Source organism: Aureimonas sp. SA4125 (genome assembly GCF_019973775.1).
Lineage (GTDB): Bacteria > Pseudomonadota > Alphaproteobacteria > Rhizobiales > Rhizobiaceae > Plantimonas.
The window spans coordinates 2,062,857-2,083,333 of sequence record NZ_AP025032.1 but is presented as its reverse complement, the minus strand read 5'-3'; the positions used below and the strand labels follow the sequence as shown (position 1 = coordinate 2,083,333).

General features: G+C 67.8%; 21 protein-coding genes and 1 pseudogene. 10 read left to right on the top strand and 12 right to left on the bottom strand.

Annotated features, from left to right (window positions below):
* Window positions 1-11: 11 nt before the first annotated feature.
* The 11 genes from Sa4125_RS09660 to Sa4125_RS09610 all read right to left on the bottom strand — a co-directional run bounded on the left by Sa4125_RS09660 (window position 12) and on the right by Sa4125_RS09610 (window position 10,271).
* Window positions 12-620: a class I SAM-dependent methyltransferase gene (locus Sa4125_RS09660; RefSeq protein ID WP_224006444.1), complete on the bottom strand. Its 609-nt coding sequence runs from the start codon at window positions 618-620 to the stop codon at window positions 12-14.
* A 162-nt stretch (window positions 621-782) separates the two neighbouring features.
* A complete protein-coding gene (locus Sa4125_RS09655) occupies window positions 783-1,382 on the bottom strand; it encodes an isochorismatase family cysteine hydrolase (RefSeq protein WP_224006441.1) in 600 nt (199 codons plus the stop codon).
* Window positions 1,379-2,479 carry an ABC transporter ATP-binding protein gene (locus tag Sa4125_RS09650; protein WP_224006438.1) on the bottom strand — a complete coding sequence of 367 codons (1,101 nt, stop codon included), beginning with the start codon at window positions 2,477-2,479 and terminating at the stop codon, window positions 1,379-1,381. Before Sa4125_RS09650 ends, Sa4125_RS09655 begins: the two co-directional genes overlap by 4 nt.
* Window positions 2,466-3,245 (bottom strand): ABC transporter permease, encoded by a 780-nt coding sequence (locus Sa4125_RS09645; protein ID WP_224006435.1) that lies wholly within the window; start codon window positions 3,243-3,245, stop codon window positions 2,466-2,468. The genes Sa4125_RS09650 and Sa4125_RS09645 overlap by 14 nt, the downstream gene beginning before the upstream one ends.
* Before the next feature lie 11 nt (window positions 3,246-3,256).
* Window positions 3,257-4,021 (bottom strand): ABC transporter permease, encoded by a 765-nt coding sequence (locus Sa4125_RS09640; protein WP_224007709.1) that lies wholly within the window; start codon window positions 4,019-4,021, stop codon window positions 3,257-3,259.
* 154 nt (window positions 4,022-4,175) lie between these two features.
* Window positions 4,176-5,249: an extracellular solute-binding protein gene (locus Sa4125_RS09635; protein ID WP_224006432.1), complete on the bottom strand. Its 1,074-nt coding sequence runs from the start codon at window positions 5,247-5,249 to the stop codon at window positions 4,176-4,178.
* A gap of 161 nt (window positions 5,250-5,410) precedes the next feature.
* Window positions 5,411-6,877 carry an aldo/keto reductase gene (locus Sa4125_RS09630; RefSeq protein ID WP_224006429.1) on the bottom strand — a complete coding sequence of 489 codons (1,467 nt, stop codon included), beginning with the start codon at window positions 6,875-6,877 and terminating at the stop codon, window positions 5,411-5,413.
* 58 nt (window positions 6,878-6,935) lie between these two features.
* The gene (locus Sa4125_RS09625; RefSeq protein ID WP_224006426.1) at window positions 6,936-7,916 is read right to left on the bottom strand and encodes a branched-chain amino acid ABC transporter permease; all 981 of its coding nucleotides are present in this window, start codon (window positions 7,914-7,916) and stop codon (window positions 6,936-6,938) included.
* Window positions 7,913-8,827: a branched-chain amino acid ABC transporter permease gene (locus Sa4125_RS09620; RefSeq protein WP_224006421.1), complete on the bottom strand. Its 915-nt coding sequence runs from the start codon at window positions 8,825-8,827 to the stop codon at window positions 7,913-7,915. The genes Sa4125_RS09625 and Sa4125_RS09620 overlap by 4 nt, the downstream gene beginning before the upstream one ends.
* Window positions 8,824-9,573, bottom strand: a complete 750-nt coding sequence (locus Sa4125_RS09615) for an ABC transporter ATP-binding protein (RefSeq protein WP_224006419.1) — start codon at window positions 9,571-9,573, stop codon at window positions 8,824-8,826. The genes Sa4125_RS09620 and Sa4125_RS09615 overlap by 4 nt, the downstream gene beginning before the upstream one ends.
* A complete protein-coding gene (locus tag Sa4125_RS09610; RefSeq protein WP_345944329.1) occupies window positions 9,570-10,271 on the bottom strand; it encodes an ABC transporter ATP-binding protein in 702 nt (233 codons plus the stop codon). Before Sa4125_RS09610 ends, Sa4125_RS09615 begins: the two co-directional genes overlap by 4 nt.
* 282 nt (window positions 10,272-10,553) lie before the next feature.
* Between Sa4125_RS09610 and Sa4125_RS09605 the strand changes: the two genes are divergently transcribed.
* Genes Sa4125_RS09605 through Sa4125_RS09585 form a run of 5 tightly spaced genes read left to right on the top strand, consistent with a single transcriptional unit; the run spans window position 10,554 to window position 14,559 of the window.
* Entirely contained in the window at window positions 10,554-11,420 is an 867-nt protein-coding gene (locus tag Sa4125_RS09605; protein ID WP_224006417.1) for a GntR family transcriptional regulator, read from the top strand.
* Window positions 11,417-11,776 (top strand): TIGR04076 family protein, encoded by a 360-nt coding sequence (locus Sa4125_RS09600; RefSeq protein WP_224006415.1) that lies wholly within the window; start codon window positions 11,417-11,419, stop codon window positions 11,774-11,776. The genes Sa4125_RS09605 and Sa4125_RS09600 overlap by 4 nt, the downstream gene beginning before the upstream one ends.
* Before the next feature lies 1 nt (window position 11,777).
* Window positions 11,778-12,827 (top strand): aldo/keto reductase, encoded by a 1,050-nt coding sequence (locus Sa4125_RS09595; protein WP_224006413.1) that lies wholly within the window; start codon window positions 11,778-11,780, stop codon window positions 12,825-12,827.
* Window positions 12,824-13,276 carry a hypothetical protein gene (locus Sa4125_RS09590; protein ID WP_224006411.1) on the top strand — a complete coding sequence of 151 codons (453 nt, stop codon included), beginning with the start codon at window positions 12,824-12,826 and terminating at the stop codon, window positions 13,274-13,276. The genes Sa4125_RS09595 and Sa4125_RS09590 overlap by 4 nt, the downstream gene beginning before the upstream one ends.
* A 14-nt stretch (window positions 13,277-13,290) precedes the next feature.
* A complete protein-coding gene (locus Sa4125_RS09585) occupies window positions 13,291-14,559 on the top strand; it encodes an ABC transporter substrate-binding protein (RefSeq protein WP_224006409.1) in 1,269 nt (422 codons plus the stop codon).
* 195 nt (window positions 14,560-14,754) lie between these two features.
* Here Sa4125_RS09585 and Sa4125_RS09580 read toward each other — a convergent pair whose 3' ends face one another.
* A complete protein-coding gene (locus Sa4125_RS09580) occupies window positions 14,755-15,516 on the bottom strand; it encodes a LuxR family transcriptional regulator (protein WP_224006406.1) in 762 nt (253 codons plus the stop codon).
* 147 nt (window positions 15,517-15,663) lie between these two features.
* Here Sa4125_RS09580 and Sa4125_RS09575 point away from each other — a divergent pair, with 147 nt between their 5' ends.
* From Sa4125_RS09575 to Sa4125_RS09555, 5 genes and pseudogenes are all read left to right on the top strand, one after another.
* Window positions 15,664-16,557: a proline iminopeptidase-family hydrolase gene (locus Sa4125_RS09575; RefSeq protein ID WP_224006403.1), complete on the top strand. Its 894-nt coding sequence runs from the start codon at window positions 15,664-15,666 to the stop codon at window positions 16,555-16,557.
* Window positions 16,558-16,638: 81 nt separating this feature from the next.
* Window positions 16,639-17,577: an ABC transporter permease gene (locus Sa4125_RS09570; RefSeq protein WP_224006400.1), complete on the top strand. Its 939-nt coding sequence runs from the start codon at window positions 16,639-16,641 to the stop codon at window positions 17,575-17,577.
* Window positions 17,578-17,606: 29 nt separating this feature from the next.
* Window positions 17,607-18,449, top strand: coding sequence for an ABC transporter permease (locus Sa4125_RS09565; RefSeq protein WP_224007703.1), 843 nt, complete (start codon window positions 17,607-17,609; stop codon window positions 18,447-18,449).
* A complete protein-coding gene (locus Sa4125_RS09560) occupies window positions 18,446-19,444 on the top strand; it encodes an ABC transporter ATP-binding protein (RefSeq protein WP_224006397.1) in 999 nt (332 codons plus the stop codon). Before Sa4125_RS09565 ends, Sa4125_RS09560 begins: the two co-directional genes overlap by 4 nt.
* A gap of 5 nt (window positions 19,445-19,449) precedes the next feature.
* Window positions 19,450-20,475, top strand: a pseudogene (locus Sa4125_RS09555) (ABC transporter ATP-binding protein); the annotation flags it as partial.
* Between the last annotated feature and the right edge of the window lie 2 nt (window positions 20,476-20,477).

The window sequence follows — 20,477 nt, the reverse complement described above, 5'->3', positions numbered from 1 at the left end:
TCCCTGACCGGCTATCCGTCCATCTGGAGGGCGAGCCAAGTCCAGCGAACACCCAACGCCTGGTTTCCCGGCTGGATGGAGCCCGTCTCGCACCTTCGGAGCACCCGCAGACCGCAGGCATTTGCGTCGGAAACCGTCGACTCCGGATCAATGGCAATGACCCGCCGGGCCCCGGCGCCGGGACCGTGGCGGAGCGACATGATCAGACGGCCCCCGGGCCGCGTCATGGCCGCGATGCTGCGCATGGCGGTCTTTCGGTCCTCATCCGCAATGTGCTGCCAGACGCCACCCAGAAGAACCAGGTCGAAGGGGTCCTCGAGCCTTGCTTTGGCGAGGTCGGGAAAGCGATCGTCCAGCCAGCTTATGTCAGCGGAGCGATGGAGTTGCCGACCGGCGTCGCGAAGGCCGCTCACAGGTTCGATGGCGAGCACGCTGTGTCCCCGTTCGGCGAACCAGGCGGCATCCCGGCCTGTCCCCGCACCCACATCGACGATTCGGGAAACATGCGCCGGAAAGAGGTCGATGACGTTCTTGTAGATCGTCTCGGTCGACAAGGATTCATAGGCGGCGATGAAAGCCGGCGTGGTGGCTGCCGCGTAGGCGTCCAGAATGTCCTGCACCTCGGTTCCCGTCCCGTCTGGCCACCCAAAGCCTTGCCAGAAATCAGCCCGGCTTGAAATCTCCCCGGCACTGCCGCGCGAACGCTTCCGGCCACGCGTCGCCCCGGGGGTGGAATACGCCGGAAGCACCCGCCACGACGCCGTCGGCTGCCGACATTGGCATTATCCAGTGGCCCACGCCGCCAGCACCTCATCCGCATCGGCGATATCCACCTGCTCCGGCATGCGCGGCAGCAGGATATCCATGATCGACCGGTGCGATGCCTCGTCCGAACTCGTCAGCGCGTCGGAGACGGCGACGACGCGAAAGCCGCGGTCGACGGCGGCAAACAACGTCGCAAGGACGCAGACATCGGTCTCTACGCCCGTGAGGATGATCGTGTCGGTGCCGTCGGCGGCAAGGCGCTTCACGAAGGGCTCTGTCTCGAACAGCGAATAGGTCGGCTTGTCGTAGACATTGCCGGGCAGCGCCAGGGCCTTCAGCGGCTCGACGAGATCGACGAGGCCGGGGTCCATTCTCTCGCCGGTGAACATCGACCAGCGCTGGTAATAGGTCTTCCAGCGGCCCGTCGCGGCACCGGCATGGTCGGGTACGGTGAAGCGGCTGTAGAGCGTTTCACGCGGGCGGGCCGAGGCGAGGCGAAGGATCGCCGGCAGGACGTCTGCCATGGTCGGAGAATACCACTCCGTCCGTTCGGCGAAGATGCGCTGCATGTCGACGACGAGGTGCGCGGCGTTCGGGCCGATCGGTGCAAGGGTCATCGGATATCATCCCCGACGAGCACGGTGTGTTCGGGCGACCAGCACAGCGTCACGGCTGCGCCGACGTCCTGGCTCCGGGCGTCGCGGTTCTGGGCGAAGACCGTGAACCTCTGCCCGAGCGCCTCGGCCGTATAAGTCAGGGCCGCGCCGGAATAGACGACGGCGGCGATGATGGCGGGGGCACGGTTCTCGGCACCCCCGCCCTGCCCGTCGGCAACGCTCGGCTCCGGCATTCCGGACACGCTGGCGCCCTCGATCCGGATTTTCTCCGGCCTTATCGCTGCGGTGATCCTCGTTCCCGGCGCCGGCAATGGCCCGCGACAGCCCAGGGTCTCGCCGCCGCCGAGGCGGATGCCGTTCTCCGTCGCGATGCCCTCGAGAAAATTCGTGTCGCCGAGAAATTCCGCGGCAAAGCGCGTCTTCGGGTTCTCGTACACTTCCGACGGGGCGCCGATCTGGACGATGCGGCCACGGTCGAGAATGGCGAGACGGTCGGAGAGCGTCAGCGCCTCCTCCTGGTCGTGCGTGACGAAGATGGTGGTGAGGCCGCTCTCGCGCTGGATGCGCAGGAGCTCGACCTGCATCTCCTGCCGGAGCCGCCGGTCGAGGGCCGACAGCGGCTCGTCGAGAAGGAGAACGCTCGGCTTCGTGGCGATGGCGCGGGCGAGCGCGACGCGCTGCTGCTGGCCGCCGGAGAGCTGTTTCGGCATCCGCTTGGCGTATTCCGGCAGGCGCACGAGTTCGAGCACCCGCGCCACCTCGCGGCGGGCCGCCTCACCCTTGATGCCGCGGCGGCCGAGGCCGAAGGCGACGTTGTCGGCGACGCTCATGTGCGGAAAGAGCGCGTAGGACTGGAAGACCATGCCGATATTGCGCGCCCAGACCGGCACGTCGGTCACATCCTCTCCGCCGATGCGCACGCGCCCCCTGTCGGGCGCGACGAAACCGGCGACGATGCGCAGGAGCGTCGTCTTGCCCGAGCCCGACGGGCCGAGCAGGCTGGTGAACGATCCCTCGGCAAAATGCACCGAGATATCGTCGAGAACTCTCGTCGCGCCGTAGCTCTTGGCCACGGCCTCGACATCAACTGCGGTCACTGGCGGCTCCCGGGCGGGCGAAGATCGCGAAGGCGAGGATGACGGCCATGGAGCCGAGGAGGAGGATGGTCGAGATGGCGTTGATCTCCGGCGTGAATCCCTTGCGGATCGCCGAATAGATCTCGACCGGGAGTGTGCTGGAGCCGGGCGTCGCCAGGAAATAGGAGACGACGAACTGGTCGAGTGAGACGGCAAAGGCGAACAGCGCCGCGCCGATGATGCTCGGCGTCAGCAGCGGCAGCGTGACGCGGAAGAAGGCCGCGAGCGGCGGCGTGCCGAGACTCATCGCCGCTTCCTCGAGGTCGACCCGGATGGTGGCGAGCCCGGTGCCGACGACAAGGACGACATAGGGGATCGCCAGCGCGACATGGCCGATGAGAATGGCGTGGAAGCCGCGGCCGATGCCGGTCCAGAAGAAGAACACCAGCATGGCCGTGCCGGTGATCAGCCAGGGAATGGCGATCGGCGGCAGCAGCAGGATCTTCAGGAGCGTCACGCCGCGAAAGCTCCGGCGCGACAGCGCGACGGCGGCCATTGTGCCGAGGGTGGTGGCGATGACGGCGACAATCGCCGCGATGAAGACGCTGTTCCAGCCCGCCGATAGGAGTTTCCTATTGCCGGCAAGCGCCGAATACCAGTCCGTCGAGAAGCTGAACGGCATGGCGTAGAGCGGCGAGGCGTTGAATCCCATGGTGATCATCACCGCGATCGGCAGATACAGGAAAACGAGGATGACGACGAGGTAGACCCTGGCGAGACCGCGCATGCTCCCTCTCCTCAGATCGTCGCGCTGCGGCGCAGAACGCCTGAAAAGGTGGCGAAGACGGCGAGCACCACGGCGAGGATGGTGAAGGAGAGCGCCGCCCCGAGCGGCCAGTTGAAAGCTTGCGTGAACTGGTCCTCGATCACCGTGCCGAGCGTCACGCCGACCGTGCCGCCGAGAATGCGCGGCTCCATGAACGAGCCGATCACGGGCACGAAGATCAGCACCGCGCCGGAGACGAGACCGGGCATCGCCATCGGGATCAGGATCCTGGCGAGGATCGTCCACCAGCGCGCGCCAAGGCTTGCCGCCGCCTCGATCACCGCGTCGTCGATGCTGACGAGGGCGATGTAGCAGGTGAGGACCATGTAGGGCAGATAGCCGTGCACGAGGCCGAGAACGATCGCCGGCTGGCTGTAGAGAAAGCCGAGGGACGGCGCATCCGCCCAGACACTGCGCACCATCCAGTCGAGGAACCCGCCCTCGCGGATCACCATCGTCCAGGAAAAGACGCGCACGAGGCCATTCGTCCAGAACGGCAGGAGGATCAGGATCAGCAGCGTCTCCCGCACCCGTCCGGCGGTCGCCTTGGCCAGCGCGAGCGCGGCGAGAAAGCCGACGACGGCCGAGATCGCGGTCGTCCAAAGCCCGATCGACAGCGAGGTCCAGGCGACGCCGAGAAGATACGGCTGGTCGGCAAACACGCGGTAGTTCTTCAGCGTGAAGCCGATCTCCTTGTTGCCCATCGGCGTCGCCGTCAGGAAGGAGAAACCGAACATGGTGGCCAGCGGCAGGAGGACCGCGAGGGTCAGCCAGCCATAGGTCGGCAGGAGCAGCGCCGTCGTCGCGACCCAGGGAGGAAGCCGCCCGAACCGCCCCGCCGACGGGAGGGCTGCAGGCGCGGCAGAATGGCCAGTGGCTGAGGCCGGGGCCTCAGCTGGCATAGAAGGCTTTCACCTCCTGCCAAAGATCGTTGAAGGCCTGGCGCTTGTCGTCTTCCATCGGCGCCATCAGCGTCATCGACGCCAGGAATTTCGGGTCGTGGACGGTCCGGCTCAGATCGTCGGCCGGAAGCTTCTCCATCGCCGCCTCGTTGGCCGAGGCCGGCGCGCCGATCTTCGTGGCCCATTCGACATAGAAGACCGGATCGATCATGTAGTTGATGAATTTCGCCGCATCGTCCTTGTTCTCTGATGTCGCCGGGATCGCCAGCGTGTCGAACCAGCCGATGGCACCCTCCTTCGGCACGTCGAAGACGACCGGCAGGCTGAAATTGCGTTTCGAGCGCACCGAGGCACCGGACCAGTAGATCGACAGGTCGAACTCGCCGGCGGAGAAGGCCTTGTTCCACTGGTCCTCGCTCGACCAGATCGTCTTCACATTGGGCTTCAGCGCCTTCAGCTGGGTCTTGATCGCCTCGAGGTCCTTCGGATCGTTCATGTCCTGGCCGGTCATCAGGGCCGCGACCGCGATCGCCGTCACGGCGTCGTCGTAGAGGCCGACCTTGCCGGCGAAAGCGGGGTCTGCGAGCGCCGCGTAGCTTTCCGGCACGGCGCCGCCTTCGCGATAGGCGAGCGCGTTCATGCCCCACACCCAGGCGACACCGTATGTCTTGCCGTCGACGACGATGAACGGATTGTCCTTCAGCTGCGGCGACAGCCCCTTGGCATTGGGGAAAGCGGCAAAGTCGATCGGGTCGAGCAGCCCTTCCGAAACGGCCTGCCGGGTCCGCGCGCAGTTGACGAGGACAACGTCATAGACGCCGGGATTGGTCCGCAGCTTCGTCAGCATCTCGGCTTCGGAATTGAAGTAGTCGCTGACCACCTCGATGCCGGTCTCCTTCTTGAAGATCTCGAGCGCCCAGGCCTCGTCCGTGCCGTAGCCCTGCCAGTTGAGGACGGTGATCTTGCCGGCGGCACGGGCGGGTCCGGAGAGACCGCCAAGCCCCGTCGCCGCGACCGCGCCGGTTCCCAGGATGGCCATGATGTCACGCCGTGTCAGCCGCATTGGAAGCTCCCACATTTTGCTGTCTGCCGCAGCGGATCCAGCCTGGACAGACCGTCAGCCGACGGCGGGCGCCCGCCGAGGCGCCGTTGGCTGGCATGATAGCGACGCCGGCCCGCGGTGCAAGTGCGCGGGATCGTCTCGCGTCCGGCCTGCAGACAGCCTCAGCTGCTCGCGACGACGGCCTCGGCATCGATCTCGACGGCGTAGTCGCCGACGAGCGCGCCCACAGCCAGAAGCGTGTTGGCGGGACGGATGTCGCCGAAAACGCGGCCGTGCGCGCGCGAAACCGCTTCCCAGTCCTCGACCCGCCGGAGATAGACGCGGGTTCGCACCACGTCCTCCATGCTGCCGCCGAGGGCTTTCAGGCTGGCGGCGATCTTGTCGAGGACGTAGGTCGCCTGGGCTCCCGCATCGCCGGGTGCGACGATTCGGTCAACGCCGTGCGTCGCCGTCGTTCCGGACACCATGATCCGGTCGCCGTCGCGCACGGCGCGGCTATAGCCCGCCAGCGGCTCCCAGATGCTGCCGGACGAGACCCGGCTGCGGCCCGGCCGGCCCGCCACCGGCTCGGCGGTGAAGACCGAGGGAATCGCATCGAGGTGATGGCTGAGGTCGCCTGAGGCCGTGAGGTAGGGCGGCCGGCGGTACTCGTCGCCGCAATCTCCCGGAATGGGCGTCGTGCCGGCGAGCGCGGCGGCAAGGCGCTCGCGGTCCTCGGCGTCGAAGACGAGATTGAAGAGCGCGAGATTGTCGGCGCGGTGCTCGCGCTCGCCGATCCGCGCCCCGACGATGACGCCGGCGACGGCGGGATGGTCGAGCACCCAGCGCGTCGCGACATTGGCGATGGAGGCGCCGTGCCGCCGCCCGACCGCGGCGGCCGCCTCGAGGACGGCCTGGAACACCGCCCAGCCGCCGGCGGCGTCGATGAAGCGCTTGTACTTCATGCCGCTCCAGTCGCCGATCACTTCCGGCTCGGGCTTGCCGAGCCAGCGGTCGGTGAGGAAGCCGCCGCAGAGCGTGCCATAGGCGAGGAGTTTCGTGCCGGTGCGGGCGCAGACGGCGGAGAGGTCGCCGGCGGCGCGCCGGTCGAGGAGCGAGAAGGACACCTGGTCGGTGACGACCGGAATGCCGTCGGCGACCGCGAGCGCCAGATGCGCCGCATCGACATTGGTGAGACCGATCGCGCCGATCTTTCCCTCCGCCTGCAGGTCCTTGAAGACGTGGAGGGCGTCGAGCCAGGCCGGATGCTCGAACGACCACCAGTGCAACTGCAGGAGATCCACGGTCTCGACGCCGAGGCGCACGAGCCGTTCCTCGACGCCGGCCCGCACGATCTCCGCCGTCATCGGTCCGGGCGTCGGGCACCACTTGGTGAATGCGCGGGGGCGATTGGTGCCTTCGTGCCGGGCCAGCAGACGGCCCGCGACGAGTTCGGCGCTGCCGTAGTGGTCGGCCATGTCGAAGGTGTCGAAGCCGGCAGCTGCATAGGCGCCGAGCGCATCGGCGGCGCGCTCGACATCGAGCGGCTTTCCCGAGCGTTCCATGTCGGCGACCTGCCAGAGCCCGGTGATCACCCGGCTGATGGACAGTTCCGGGGTCAGCACGAAGCGGTCGGGCCGGTCGGTCATGGCGAGGTCTCCTCGGTCGGAAATGGGAGTATGCGCCTTGGCAAAGGCCCCGTCGGCATCATGGCTCGGGCTTGCGCGGCCCCGCCTGCGATCGCGGGGCGAGATGGCGGGACACCGTCCGGCGCTCGCCGAGGATGCCGCGCGGTCGCAAGAGGAGGATCGAGCAGAGCGCGACGCCGATGAGGACGATCTGCAGCGAAGCCGCCCTCGCCTGCTCGCCCGCCGGCACCACCGCGCCGATGAGCGAGGCGGAAGCCGCCCAGAGCGCCCAGACGAGGACTGCGCCGACGATGGCGCCGCGGTGGTTGCCGGATCCGCCGACGATGAGCATGGCCCAGACCTGGAAGGTCATCAGCGGCAGGTAGTTCTCCGGCGCGATGAAGCCGATGAAGTGAGCCTGAACGGCGCCGCCGAGCGCCATCAGCGCGCCACCGACGGCAAAGGCTTTCAGGCGGAATCGCACGGCGTTCTTGCCGAGCGAGATCGCCGCCGCCTCGTCCTCGCGGATCGCCCGGAGCACCCGCCCGAACGGCGACGCGCCGAGCCGCTCGACGACAAGATAGACGACGACCAGCACGACCGCGACGAGGCCGAGATTGGCAAGGCCGAAGGTGAACGGATCACCGGCAAGCGAGGCGAAGGGGCGCGGGATGAAGCCCATGCCGAAAGGGCCGCCGGTGATGCTTTCCAGGTTGAGGGCGGCAAGCTGCACTGTGACGGCGAAGCCGAAGGTGGTGATCGCCAGATAGTCCGAGCGCAGGCGAATGGTCATCCACCCCAGCGCGAGGGAGCAGAGCGCTCCCGCCGCGAGCGCCGCAATCCAGCCGACCGGGATCGGCAGGTCGAAACCGCCAAGCCGGTCCGCGACGGCGGGCGTCGTCAACAGGCCCGAGACATAGGCGCCGATGGCGACGAAGCCGGCGACGCCGACGTTGAAAAGGCCGGTCTGGCCCCATTGCACGTTCAGGCCGATGGCGATGATCGCATAGGAAAGAGCGATGGTGAGGAAGAAGGCGCCGTAGCCGAGAAGGTCGATCATCCCCGCGCCCTCCCCAGAATCCCCTGCGGGCGGAGGACGAGGACGGCGGTGAGGATCACGAAGCCGACGGCAGCCCGCCACTCCGCCCCGACGGTCTGGACCGCCAGCGCCTCGCAGAGGCCGACAACGAGGCCACCCAGCACGGCACCCGGAACCGAGCCGATGCCGCCGAGAATGGCCGCAGCGAAAAGCGGCAACAGGAGGTCGAAGCCCATATAGGGGCGGATCTGCACCAGCAGCCCGGCCATCACGCCGGCAGAGGCGGCCAGCGCGCCGCCGAGGAACCAGACGGTCCGGATCACCCGGCGGACGTCGATGCCGACGATGCGGGCCAGTGCCGGGTTCTCCGCGACGGCGCGCATCTGCCGGCCTGTCGCCGTGCGCGTCAGGAGAAGGTGGACTGAGACGACGAGCAGGACGGTAACGCCGAGCATCAACAGCTGGTCGGGGGTCGCCCGGATGCCGCCGCCGAGCGGCAGAGCGATCTGCAACTCGCGGGTAAAATAGGCGGGCTTCGAGGTGAAGACGAATTCGAGCAGGCTGCGCAACGCCATCGAGGCGCCGAAACTCGCGATGACCATGATGATCGTCGCCGAGCCGCGCCGGCGGAAGGAAGCGAACAGCAGCGCGTCGAGGAGGACGGCCAGGCCGCCGGTCAGGAGGGCGGCAAGGAGCGCGGCGACCGGCAGCATCCAGCCGAAGGAGAAGGGGCCGAGCGGCGACAGGCCGATGCCGAGCGCCCCGGCGGCGGCCGTCGCCACCGCCAGTGCGGCATAGGAGCCCCAGGCGATGAATTCGCCATGGGCGAAGTTGGCGAAGCGCAGGATCGAATAGGTCAGCGTGACGCCGATGGCGCCGAGCCCGATCATCGAGCCGGCGATGGCGCCGTCCACCAGGAACTGCGCGTTCACGCGCCCGCTCCCGCCGCGGGGTGGCGGCCGAGGAACATCTCGCCGAGTCGCGGGTCGCCCGCCAGAGAGGCGGCAGGTCCGTCGTGGACGATATGTCCGTCGGCCAGAACCAGGGCTGTTCGCGCGACGGCGAGCGCGGCGCGAACGTTCTGCTCGACGAGGAGGATGGCGACTCCCGCCGCATTGATGCGGGCCAGCGTCTCGAAGACCTCGCCGACGAGTTTTGGCGACAAGCCGGCTGAGGGCTCGTCGAGGATGATCACCTCGGGCTCGACGAGCAGCGCGCGGGCCGTCGCCAGCATCTGGCGCTGGCCGCCGGACAGGGCACCCGCGATCATCGAGCGGCGCGAGGCGAGGTCGGGAAACAGAGCATAGACCGCCTCCATCCTTTCCGCTCGCCGGTTCGCCGGCAGTATCCCGGCGCACAGCCGGAGGTTCTCGTCGATGCCGAGGGTGGCGAAGATGTTCTCGGTCTGCGGGACGAAGGCGAGGCCGGCGCGGACGAGTTCGTGGGCTTGCGTCCGGGTGATGTCGCGTCCTGCGAGGCAGACCTCTCCGGAATGGACCGGCACGAGGCCAGCCATGGCCTTGACGAAGGTCGACTTGCCCGCCCCGTTCGGGCCGAGAATGGTCGTGAAGCCGCCGGGCGGCAGTTGGAAATCGATGCCCTTGACGATCGGCAGGTCGCGCTCGTAGCCGGCGACGAGCCGGGTCGCCGACAGGACCGGTGGCGCGTCCGGGATCATGCCGAAGCTCCGCCGAGATAGGCGAGAACCACGTCGGGATCGCGGACGAGCTCGTCGGGCCTGCCTTCGGCGAGCTTTCGCCCCTGCGCCATGACGAGGGCACGGGGACAGAGCCGGCGGATCATGTCCATGTTGTGCTCGATCAGGAGCACGGTCATGCCGCGCGCGTTGATCGTGGCGATGCGGTCGATCATGAAGTCGAGGAGCGCCGGATTGACGCCGGCGGCCGGCTCGTCGAGGAGGATGATGGCGGGCTCGGCCATGAGGGCCCGGCCGAATTCCAGGAGCTTGCGCTGGCCGCCCGAGAGCACCCTCGCTTCCTCGTCCCGAAGCCGCGACAGCTGCAGGAAATCGAGGAGCTCGCCTGCCCGCTCGACCGAGGCGCGCTCCTGCCGCGCCACTTCCCGGGGCCTCAGGAAATTGCCGAGCAGCGTCTCGCCCGCCTGCCCGCGCGGCGCCGTCAGCATGTTCTCCAGCACCGTCATTGCCAGAAACGGGCGCGGCAGCTGGAAGGTTCGCGCCAGCCCCCGGCCGACCCTTTTGCTGGCGGCCTCGCCTTCGACCGAAACGCCGGAAAGAGCGATCCTGCCGCTGTCCGGCTTCAGCGTGCCGGCGATGAGATTGAACATCGTCGTCTTGCCGGCGCCGTTCGGGCCGATCAGCCCGAGCATGCCGCCCGTTTCGATAGACAGCGACATTCCGTCGACGGCTTTCACCCCCCCAAAGGCGATGGACACGGACTCGACGGCCAGCGCCGGTGGACGACCGGCTTCGTCATGCGCAAGCGACGAGCGATCAGCGGCGGGAGATGCCGAGGGGTCAGCGCCAAGCGGCAGTGAAGTCCGCCCCTGCGGCTGTTCGCCGGGGTCCAAATGCATGCCGCTATCGCTCAAATCCTGGTGCCCGTTCCGGCAAAAAGAACCGAATATTCTGATATGTGATCAAACTTTACACCCTCAGGCTATTCGGCTACCGTTTTGATGGCAAGCAATAATGCAGTGCCGAACAAAGAGGCAGTCGGACATGTCGGTCTCGCCCATCGTCACCGACGGCAGAGCATTCCCCTCGTGCTGACCGACACGGCGTCGTCCGCCGACCCGTCGGAAGTTGAAGCGCTCACCACGCCATCGCTCGTTTCATCCAATGGTCTGACAGCTCTCGTGCCGCTCGAACGACGGACGGTCCACCAGCGTGTCTACGATGCCTTGCGGCGCCTTCTGATCGAAGGGCAGCTCGACGCCGGCGAAGTCCTGCGTATCCAGACCGTGGCGACGAAGCTGGCGACCAGCACGATGCCGGTGCGGGACGCGCTGGCGCGGCTTGTCTCCGAGCGGGCGCTGGAAGCCCTGCCGAATCGCTCGGTCCGCGTTCCGGAAGCGACCCGCGAGCGACTCGACGATGTCGCGCGCGCGCGCAGCCTCGTCGAGGGCGAGGCGATCCGCCTTGCCGCACCGCGTCTGTCGGTCGATGACATCGACCTTCTGCGCGCGATGACGAAGGCCTACGACAAGGTCGCGACAACTGGCGGCGATCATGGCTACCGCGCGTCCTACAACCATGCCTTCCATTTCGGCATCTACCGGGCCTGCGGCTCGGCGGTACTCCTTCCGATCATCGAGAGCCTGTGGCTGCAGTGCGGACCCTTCATCCGCGCCTCCGCCGACCTCTACGACGGGAGCAGCGAGCTGAGAGCGACGCATTTCCACTGGGAAATCCTCGAGGCGCTGGAGCGGGCCGACGCGGATGCGGCGGTGGAAGCATTGCGCCGGGATATCGGCCGTGCGTTCGACCTGTTGCGCACGCGGTGGCCGACGCAACTGCCGGCAGGCCAAGGGGCCGGCGCATGACGTCGACGGACAGCCCAGACGACGGTTTCTCGCTCTACGATCTCAAGGTCGAAGTCGTCAGCCCGCCGGGTGCGACGATCTACTGCGGTGCCAAGCCGGGGGACAGTTTCGAGCTGCACGGCGAGATGCTGCACTTTCCCGACGGCCAGGGGTTCTCGATCTATTCGCTGGCCGCCATCCTTCCCCTGCTGCCGGCCAAGCAGCGTCAGACCCATCCGAACGACTGGATGACCAGCGATGCCGAGGTCGCCTGCCCCGATCCGAACTGCCCGACGCGGATGCGGATCACCCGTCTCGGCCTTCGCCGCTTCAGCCATGCCGCGACGACCGCCGTGCCGCTCGCCAGGAAAGACTGACATGCTCACGACGACGCTCTCCCCCGACCACCGGATCTCGCGCGTCATTCGCGGCAACTGGCAGCTCGCCGGCGGCCATGGCGCCATCGACCGCGATGCCGCCCTGGACGATCTCATGGCCTTCGCCGAGGCGGGCATCACCACCTTCGACTGTGCCGACATCTACACCGGCGTCGAGGAACTGATCGGCGATTTCCGTCGGCGTCTGCTCGCCGAGCGCGGTACGGCGGCGCTGGACGCCATCCGCGTGCACACCAAATTCGTGCCGGACCTCGACATGCTCGCGCGGATCGACCGGCGGTCCGTCGAGACGGCGATCGACACCTCGCTGAAGCGCCTGAACACCGAGCAGCTGGACCTCGTCCAGTTTCACTGGTGGGACTATGCGGTGGACGGCTGGCTGGAGACCGCCGGCTGGCTCGGCGGCCTCAAACAGGCCGGCAAGATCCGCAATGTCGGCGGCACCAATTTCGACACGCCCCACCTCACCGCCATGCTGGATGCGGGCGTGCCGCTGGTCTCGATGCAGGTCCAGTATTCCCTCCTCGACACCAGGCCGGAACAGTCGATGGTCGCCGTCGGTGCCGAGCGCGGCGTGCAGCTTCTCTGCTACGGGACCGTCGCCGGCGGGTTTCTCAGCGATGCCTGGCTCGGTGCCCGCGAGCCGGCCGAACCGCTCGAGAACCGCTCGCTGGTGAAATACAGGTTGATGATCGACGAGGCCGGCGGCTGGGCGGCGTTCCAGGCGCTGCTGCAGGCGCTGCGCGGCGTGGCCGACCGGCACGGCAGCGATATCGCGACCGTCGCCAGCCGCTGGGTGCTGGACCGGCCGGGCGTTGCCGCGGTCATCGTCGGCGCGCGCAACCGCAGCCATCTCGCCGCCAATCTTGCCATTGCCGACCTCGCGCTCGATGCCGACGATCACGCCGCCATCGCAACAGCCCGCGCCGACCTGCAGACGGCGACCGGCGACGTCTACGCGCTGGAGCGCGACCGCGACGGACGGCACGGGGCGATCATGCGCTACAGCATCAACAGCGAGGACGCGTGACCGCCGGGCATCCGGATCTGGGCGCGGCGGCGCTGGTCGAGGTCGCGGCGTGCCATGCCTTTTTCGTCGACTGGTATGCCGGCCGGCTCGAAGAAGCGGCGCTGTCCGATCGGCTGGCGGCCTTCTCGCCGGACTTCCTGCGCATCGCGCCCGATGGACGGCAGGTGCGTTTTGCCGACCTCTCCATGTTCCTGTCGGCCCGCCGCGTCGCCACGGCGCCCGATTTTGCCATTCGCATCGAGGACGGCCACACCGTCTGGCGCGACGATCGCGCAGCACTCGTCTCCTACGTCGAACGCCAGTCTGCCGGACAGGTGGAGACTTGCCGGCAGTCGACCGCCCTCTTCATTGCCTGCCCCACGGCACCGCTGGGTGTCCTCTGGCGGCATCTGCAGGAAACCACCATCCAACCCAACGGGCCCGCAGGGCATTCCCCCTCGGCCGAGTGAAAGGACCGCGCGCCATGCACGTCAAGCTTCTCCTGTCGACCGCGCTGTGTGCCGGCGCGCTCTCCCATGCCGCGCCGGCGCTGGCGGCCGACTGCACCACCACCGTCGGCATGGTGATGGAACTGACCGGTCCGGCCGGCGCCTACGGGCAGGCCGGGGCCAAGTCGGTCGACATGGCCTTCCGCGACATCAACACGGCCGGCGGCGTCAACGGCTGCGAGCTCGCCAGCGATACCCGCGACTCACAGAGCCAGGGCAACGTCGCCGTCGACCAGGCGACGCAGCTCGTCAACGTCGCGAAGGTGCCGGTGATCATCGGGGGCATCATCTCGTCGGTGTCGATCCCGATCCTCACCTCCGTCACCGCGCCGGCCGGTGTGCCGCAGGTTTCGCCCGCTTCCTCCTCGCCGACGCTGACCGATCTCGCCCGCGACGGCAAGACGAACGGCGTCTTCTTCCGCACGATCACCTCGGACGCGCTGCAGGGCACGGCGGCTGCGAAATACGCGATGGATCAGGGTCTGAAGAAGCTCGCCGTCGTCCACGTCAACAACGATTTCGGCGTGAACATGCAGCGGGAGTTCGAGAAGGCGTACAAGAAACTCGGCGGCACGATCACCTCGGTCACGCCCTATAACGAAAAGCAGTCGAGCTACGCGTCGGAGGCCACGGCCGCGATGGCGGGCGAGCCCGAGGCGCTCTATCTCATCAGCTATCCCGTCGACGGCGCGACCATCGCACGGGCCTGGGTCTCGCAAGGCGGGCCGGCGACCTTCCTCCTCAACGACGGCATGAACTCCTCGGACTTCATCGAAGCGGTCGGCGCGAAATATCTCGAAAACGCCTACGGCACGTCGTCCGGCACCAGTCCGACGAAGTCGACCGAATACTTCAACGCGAACTACGAGGCCTTCTCCGGCGGCATCAAGCCGGACGCGCCGGCCGCCGACCGCTCCTATGACGCGGGCGCGATCGTCGGCCTCGCCATCGCCAAGGCCGGCAAAGCCGAGCCCGCCGCGATCAAGGCGGCCATCCCGCAGGTGGTCGACCCGGCAGGCGAGCCGATCTTCGCCGGTCCCGAGGAGTTCAAGAAGGCGCTCGGCCTCATCAAGGAGGGCAAGCCGATCCGCTACGAGGGCGTCATCGGTCCGGTCAATTTCGACCAGAATGGCGACATCACCGGGCCCTTCCGGCTCTGGAAGATCACTGGCGGCGAGGTGACGACGACCGGCGAGATGTCGGCCGACACGGTCACCCAGTTGAAGGCCGAACTCGAAAACTAGGCCGGCAAGGCCCGCGGCAGAAGATCCTGTCGCGGGCACCCTCTCACCCACGCCCCTCTCACGCGCGCCCCCCTCACTCGCGCCCTGGCACCCCCGCCCTGGCCAGGCGCGCCGAGGCCAGCCGCGCCGTGGCACCCGAGCCTTGCGCCGCGCGCCGGCAAGGGCGCGCAAAGGTGGCCCCTCCCGTCCGACGCCTCAGCTCAGAAACCGGTAGTGCGCGGCGCGGGCGACCATTTGCGCCCGGTTGCGGGCCTGCAGTTTCCGTGCCGCGGCATTGAGATGCATGACGACGGTCGCGGCGGATCGGCCGAGCTTCAGCGAGATCTCCTTGGCCGAAAGGCCTTCCGCGGCGAAGCGGACGCATTCCAGTTCGCGCGGGCTCAGCCGCACGGCCTGCGACTGGCGCTCCCGACGACCGAACAGCGGCTCGAGCGCCGCGTGCAGGGCGTGAGCCAGCACCGTGAAGCCGCCGAGATGGACATCTGCGGCACGATCGAAACCGGCCTCCGCATCCTGCCGGATCCCGGTGACGGTGGCGCAGCTGCCGCCCGGAAGATGCACGGGCACGGTCATGCCGCAGGTGATCCGCGTCGCGTGGACATAGTCGACGACGGGCGCATGGCCTTCGTTGAGATAGGGGTTGAGGACCGTCCTTGCTTCCTGCCGGTAGCTCCACACGAAGGGCTTTGGCGAACGAAAGGCGAGGTGCTGGACCGGATCGATCTGGTAGTAGCCGCCCTCGCACCAGAGTGCGGCAAAATCGTCCGGCACCCCGCGCATGCCGAGGAAGGACGGGTTGATCAGATCACCATCGTGCGAATAGGGGACCGGCGTATAGTCGTAGATCAGCGATGTCAGCCCGAAATCGCCCGCGACGGCATGCGCCCGCGCCAGTCGCCCTTCGAGCGTGGCGGCATCCGAGAGCTTGGCGTCGATGTCACAGACGTCCTGCAGCATGAGTGTCAAAACGTCCCTGCCTTCCTTTTCATCACGATTACATTCTGTGCGGATCATGGCAAGCCGGACCTATCGAATGTGATAGCTACGCAAGTCCCGGCGACTGCGCATAGAGTCGGCGACTGAACGAAATGAAGGACATGGACGATGTGGCGCGAGATGGCCCCTGACGAGACCCGGACAATCGACGTCCACGGCCACAGCATCGTCACCTACAGCTTTGGCAGCGGCGACGACGTGGTCTTCTGCCTGAACGGCGGACCGGGACTTCCCTGCGACTACCTGCGCGATTCGCATTCCTGCCTCGTCGACGAGGGGTACCGGGTCGTCGCCTTCGACCAGCTCGGCACCGGCAAGTCCGACCGGCCGACCGACCCGGCGCTGTGGACGATCACTAGGTATGTCGAGGAGGTGGAGGCGGTGCGCCTGGCGCTCGGCCTCGGCAAGGTGCACCTCGTCGGTCAGTCCTGGGGCGGCTGGCTCGGCATCGAATACGCATTGACCCATCCGGAAGCGCTGAAGACGCTGGTGCTGGAAAACACGGCCGCCGATATTCCCCATCTCGTCGGCGAGTTGAACCGCCTGCGGGAAGCGCTGGGCTCGGAGACCGTGGCGATGATGCAGCGGCACGAGGCCGAGGGCACCTTGTCGCACCCGGAATACCAGGCGGCCGTGACGCTTCTCAACTACCGTCACGTCTGTCGCCTCGCCGAATGGCCGGCACCGGTGAAGCGCTCGCTGGAGGATTGGAACATGGGCCCTTACGAGACGATCCAGGGGCCGAACGAATTCACCTATACCGGCAACCTCAAGGACTGGAACCGCATCCCGGACATGCACAAGATCACCGTGCCGGTGCTGATCACCGTCGGCCAGCACGACGAACTGACACCCGCCTGCGCCGCGCGGATGAAGCAGGCGCTGCCGGATGCCGAGCTCAAGGTGTTTCCCAACTCCAGCCACATGCCGTTCTTCGAGGAGCCGGCGGCCTTCTTTCCGGTGCTGATCGATTTTCTCGCCCGCCGCGGCGGAAGAGCGTGACAGGACGGATGGCAGCCGGGGCGGTCGCGCCGCGAAAGACCGCGATCTTGCCGGTACCGGCGTGGTCGGCGAAGGTGTGAGATGCATCGCTTCCGCTTTGTCCTGACGCGCCCTTTCCAGCTGATCCCCGTCCTTTTCGGCATCAGCCTGATCACCTTCGTCCTGGTTCGTTCGATCCCGGGTGACCCGGCACGGCTGATCCTCGGCACGCGGGCGACTCCGGCGGCGCTGGAGCGGATCCGCGCCCAGTTCGGCCTCGATGAGCCGCTCTGGCTGCAGTACTTCTACTTCCTGAAGAACCTCGCGAATGGCGAGATGGGCAAGTCCATCCTCTACAAGATCGACGTTCTCGGCCTCGTCGCCGACCGGCTCGAGCCGACGCTCGTGCTCGTCATCGGCGCCGTCCTCCTCTCCGTTCTCATCGCCGTGCCGTTGGCGACGCTCGCGGCGAAGAACCGTGGCGGCATTGTCGACCAGGCCGTGCGGGTGCTGTCGACGACGGGTCTCGGCCTGCCGAACTTCTGGCTGGCGATCATGCTGATCATCGTCTTCAGCGTCACGCTCGGGCTTTTCCCGGTCTCCGGCTATGGCCGGACGTTCGGCGACAAGCTGCACCACATGGTCCTGCCCTGGCTGACCATCGCGCTGTCGCTGTCGGCGGTCCTGACGCGCAGCCTGCGCTCCAGCCTCATCGCCGGCTTGTCCTCCGACGTGGCCCTCGCGGCAAGGGCGCGCGGCATCCCGGAAAAGATGACCTTCCGCCGCCACGTCCTGCCGAACGCCATCATCCCGACGCTCAATCTCCTGGCCGTCAACATCGGCTGGCTGATCGGCGGAACGGTGGTGGTGGAGACGGTCTTCGCCATTCCCGGCACCGGGCAGCTGCTGGTGCGGGCGATCTTCTCGCGCGACTACATGGTGGTGCAGGCCGTGGCGATGGTGTTTGCCTGCGCCACGGTGATCGTCAACTTTCTCGCCGACATCCTTACCGCCACTCTCGACCCGCGGGTGAAGTTTTGAGCGCCTCGCCGGGCGTCGTCCCGCGCCCCTTGCTCGACGCCGAGCCGGCCAGCAGGCGCCGGCGCCTCGCCGGTCTGCCGCTGCCGCTCCTTGCCGGCGGATTTCTGCTGGCGGCCTTCGTTCTCGTCGCGCTGCTGGCGCCCTTCATCGCCCCCTACGACCCGATCGTCCAGGACGGCACGGCGCGGCTCGTCCCGCCCTCCCTCGCCCATCCCTTCGGCACCGACAACTACGGCCGCGACATCCTCTCGCGTGTGATCCACGCGACGCGGATCGACCTGCAGCTGGCCTTTCTGGGCGTTGCCTTCCCGTTTCTCATCGGCACGGCGATCGGCACCATCGCCGGCTATTTCGGCGGCCTGGTCGACACCCTGCTCATGCGCCTCGTCGACATCATCCTCGCCTTCCCCTTTCTCGTCCTGATGCTGGCGATCATCACCGTGCTCGGGCCCGGGCTGCAAAGCTTCTACGTCGCCATGGCCCTTGTCGGCTGGGTCTCCTATGCACGGCTCGTCCGGGCGGAAATCCTGATCCTGAAGTCGAGCGACTTCGCGCTGGCTGCGCGCAGCCTCGGCTACGGGCACTTCCGCATCATGTTCCGGCATCTCCTGCCGAACGCGCTGTCGGGCTCGATCGTCTTCGCCATGTCGGACTGCGTGCTGGTGCTGCTTGCCGGCGCCTCGATCTCCTATCTCGGACTCGGCGTGCAGCCGCCCTCGGCGGAATGGGGCATCATGGTCGCGGAAGGCCAGGGCTTCATCACCCAGGCCTCCTGGATCTCGGCCTTTCCGGGACTTGCCATCGTCGCGCTCGCCTTTGCCTTCAGCCTTCTCGCCGATGGTCTTGGCGAGAAGCTGGGAGCCCGGCCATGAGCGAGCCGGTGCTGACGGTAGAGGCACTGACCGTCGAGAGCCGTGACGGCACGACGCGCCGCGCCATCCTCGACGGCCTCTCCTTCGCGCTTGGCCAAGGCGAAATCCTCGGCCTCGTCGGCGAGAGCGGATCGGGCAAGACCATGGCGTGTCGCGCACTGATGCGGCTCCTCACCTCGCCGACCCTGTCGATCTCGGCCGACGCCATCCGTCTCGGCGGGCGCGACATCTCCAAGCTCGGCGAGACGGAATTTGCCAGGATTCGCGGCCGCGAGATGGGCATGATCTTCCAGAACCCGTCGAGCCATCTCGACCCGGTGATGCGCATCGGCGAGCAGATCGCCGAGACGGTGCGCGTCGCGAAGGGCGCGAGCCGGCGCGAGGCGAAGGCGGAGGCGGTGGATATCCTGCGCCAGGTCGGCATTCCCGATCCGGTCGCGCGGGCCGACGCCTATGCGCACGAATTTTCCGGCGGCATGCGCCAGCGCGCGATGATCGCCGTGGCGCTCGCGTCGGACCCGAAGATCCTCATCGCCGACGAGCCGACGACGGCGCTCGACGTGACGGTGCAGGCGCAAGTGCTCAGGCTCCTGAAGGAACTGCGCGACAGGCGCGGCATGTCGCTGATCTTCATCACCCACGATCTCGGGGTCGTCGCCCAGCTCTGCGACTCCATCGCCGTGCTCTATGCCGGGCGGCTCTGCGAAAAGGGCCCGGTGCGCCAGATCCTGCGCCATCCGCACCATCGCTACACCGCCGGCCTCATCGCCTGCCAGCCCGGCGGCGCTGCGGTCCTTTCGCGGCTGCGCACGATCGAGGGCCAGCCGCCCTCGCCGACCGCCATGCCGCCCGGCTGCCGCTTTCATCCGCGCTGCGGCAACGCGTCCAATCGTTGCCGCAGCGAGCAGCCGCAGATGATGCCCTTCGGCCCGGCGGAGTCGGCGGCCTGTTTTCACCCGGTCGGCGATCCCGCCCATCTCGGGGTGTCGGCATGACGGGGCGCCCGATCCTCGAGGTCGACGACCTCGTCGTGCGCTTTGCCGCGCCCGGCGGCGGGGCACTCGGGCTCCGGCCGCGTTTTCTGCATGCGGTCAATGGCGTCTCCCTGCGGGTCGCAGCCGGCGAGACGGTCGGCATCGTCGGCGAGAGCGGCTCGGGCAAGTCGACGCTCGGCCGGGCCATCCTCGGGCTGGAGCCCTCCCATTCCGGCCATGTCGACTTCGACGACATCCGGGTCTCCGGCGGTCGCCGTGAGGCGCTGGCCCGGTTGCGGCGCGAGACTGCGATGGTCTTCCAGGATCCCGCCAGCGCGCTGAACCCGAAGATGACGGTCGGCGCCACGCTCGGCGAGGTGCTGCGCGTCCACCGCAAGGTCCCGCGCGGCGCGGAAGCGGCGCGGGTGGCGGAGCTCCTGGAGACGGTCGGGCTCGATCCGGCGCTGGCATCGCGCCGACCGGCGGCGCTCTCGGGCGGCCAGTGTCAGCGCGTCGGCATTGCGCGGGCGCTGGCGGTCGAGCCGAAACTCGTCATCGCCGACGAATGCGTCGCCGCCCTCGACGTCTCGATCCAGGGCCAGATCATCAATCTCTTCCTCGACCTCAAGGAACAGATCGGCCTGACGCTGATCTTCATCGCGCATGACCTGGCCATCGTGCGCCGGCTCTCGGACCGGGTGGCGGTGATGTATCTCGGGCGCATCGTCGAGGAGGGCCCGACCGAGGCGGTGTTCTCGGCCCCCCGCCACCCCTATACCGCCGCCCTCATCGCCGCGATTCCCGAGATCGATCCGGACCATACGCTGCCCGAAGCGCCGGTTATGGGCGAGCCGCCGAGCCCGCTGGCGCTGCCGCCGGGTTGCGCCTTCCATCCCCGCTGCGCTTTTGCGCAGGACGTCTGCCGCAGCGGTCCGCCGCCGTCGCTGAACCGTGCCGACGACCACGGCTGGGCCTGCATTCTGCCGCCCGGCAGCCTGTCGCCCTCCCCCACCCCGAACCGCCTTCCCGCCCCAAAAGGAGAATTCGCATGACC

Coding starts and splice junctions, on each gene's coding strand:
- Sa4125_RS09635 (WP_224006432.1), bottom strand. CDS start 5,249: ATGCGGCTGACACGGCGTGACATCATGGCCATCCTGGGAACCGGCGCG.
- Sa4125_RS09655 (WP_224006441.1), bottom strand. CDS start 1,382: ATGACCCTTGCACCGATCGGCCCGAACGCCGCGCACCTCGTCGTCGAC.
- Sa4125_RS09640 (WP_224007709.1), bottom strand. CDS start 4,021: ATGTTCGGTTTCTCCTTCCTGACGGCGACGCCGATGGGCAACAAGGAG.
- Sa4125_RS09625 (WP_224006426.1), bottom strand. CDS start 7,916: ATGATCGACCTTCTCGGCTACGGCGCCTTCTTCCTCACCATCGCTCTT.
- Sa4125_RS09595 (WP_224006413.1), top strand. CDS start 11,778: ATGCTCACGACGACGCTCTCCCCCGACCACCGGATCTCGCGCGTCATT.
- Sa4125_RS09585 (WP_224006409.1), top strand. CDS start 13,291: ATGCACGTCAAGCTTCTCCTGTCGACCGCGCTGTGTGCCGGCGCGCTC.
- Sa4125_RS09575 (WP_224006403.1), top strand. CDS start 15,664: ATGTGGCGCGAGATGGCCCCTGACGAGACCCGGACAATCGACGTCCAC.
- Sa4125_RS09570 (WP_224006400.1), top strand. CDS start 16,639: ATGCATCGCTTCCGCTTTGTCCTGACGCGCCCTTTCCAGCTGATCCCC.
- Sa4125_RS09600 (WP_224006415.1), top strand. CDS start 11,417: ATGACGTCGACGGACAGCCCAGACGACGGTTTCTCGCTCTACGATCTC.
- Sa4125_RS09580 (WP_224006406.1), bottom strand. CDS start 15,516: ATGCTGCAGGACGTCTGTGACATCGACGCCAAGCTCTCGGATGCCGCC.
- Sa4125_RS09605 (WP_224006417.1), top strand. CDS start 10,554: ATGGCAAGCAATAATGCAGTGCCGAACAAAGAGGCAGTCGGACATGTC.
- Sa4125_RS09610 (WP_345944329.1), bottom strand. CDS start 10,271: ATGTCGCTGTCTATCGAAACGGGCGGCATGCTCGGGCTGATCGGCCCG.
- Sa4125_RS09630 (WP_224006429.1), bottom strand. CDS start 6,877: ATGACCGACCGGCCCGACCGCTTCGTGCTGACCCCGGAACTGTCCATC.
- Sa4125_RS09615 (WP_224006419.1), bottom strand. CDS start 9,573: ATGATCCCGGACGCGCCACCGGTCCTGTCGGCGACCCGGCTCGTCGCC.
- Sa4125_RS09560 (WP_224006397.1), top strand. CDS start 18,446: ATGAGCGAGCCGGTGCTGACGGTAGAGGCACTGACCGTCGAGAGCCGT.
- Sa4125_RS09645 (WP_224006435.1), bottom strand. CDS start 3,245: ATGCGCGGTCTCGCCAGGGTCTACCTCGTCGTCATCCTCGTTTTCCTG.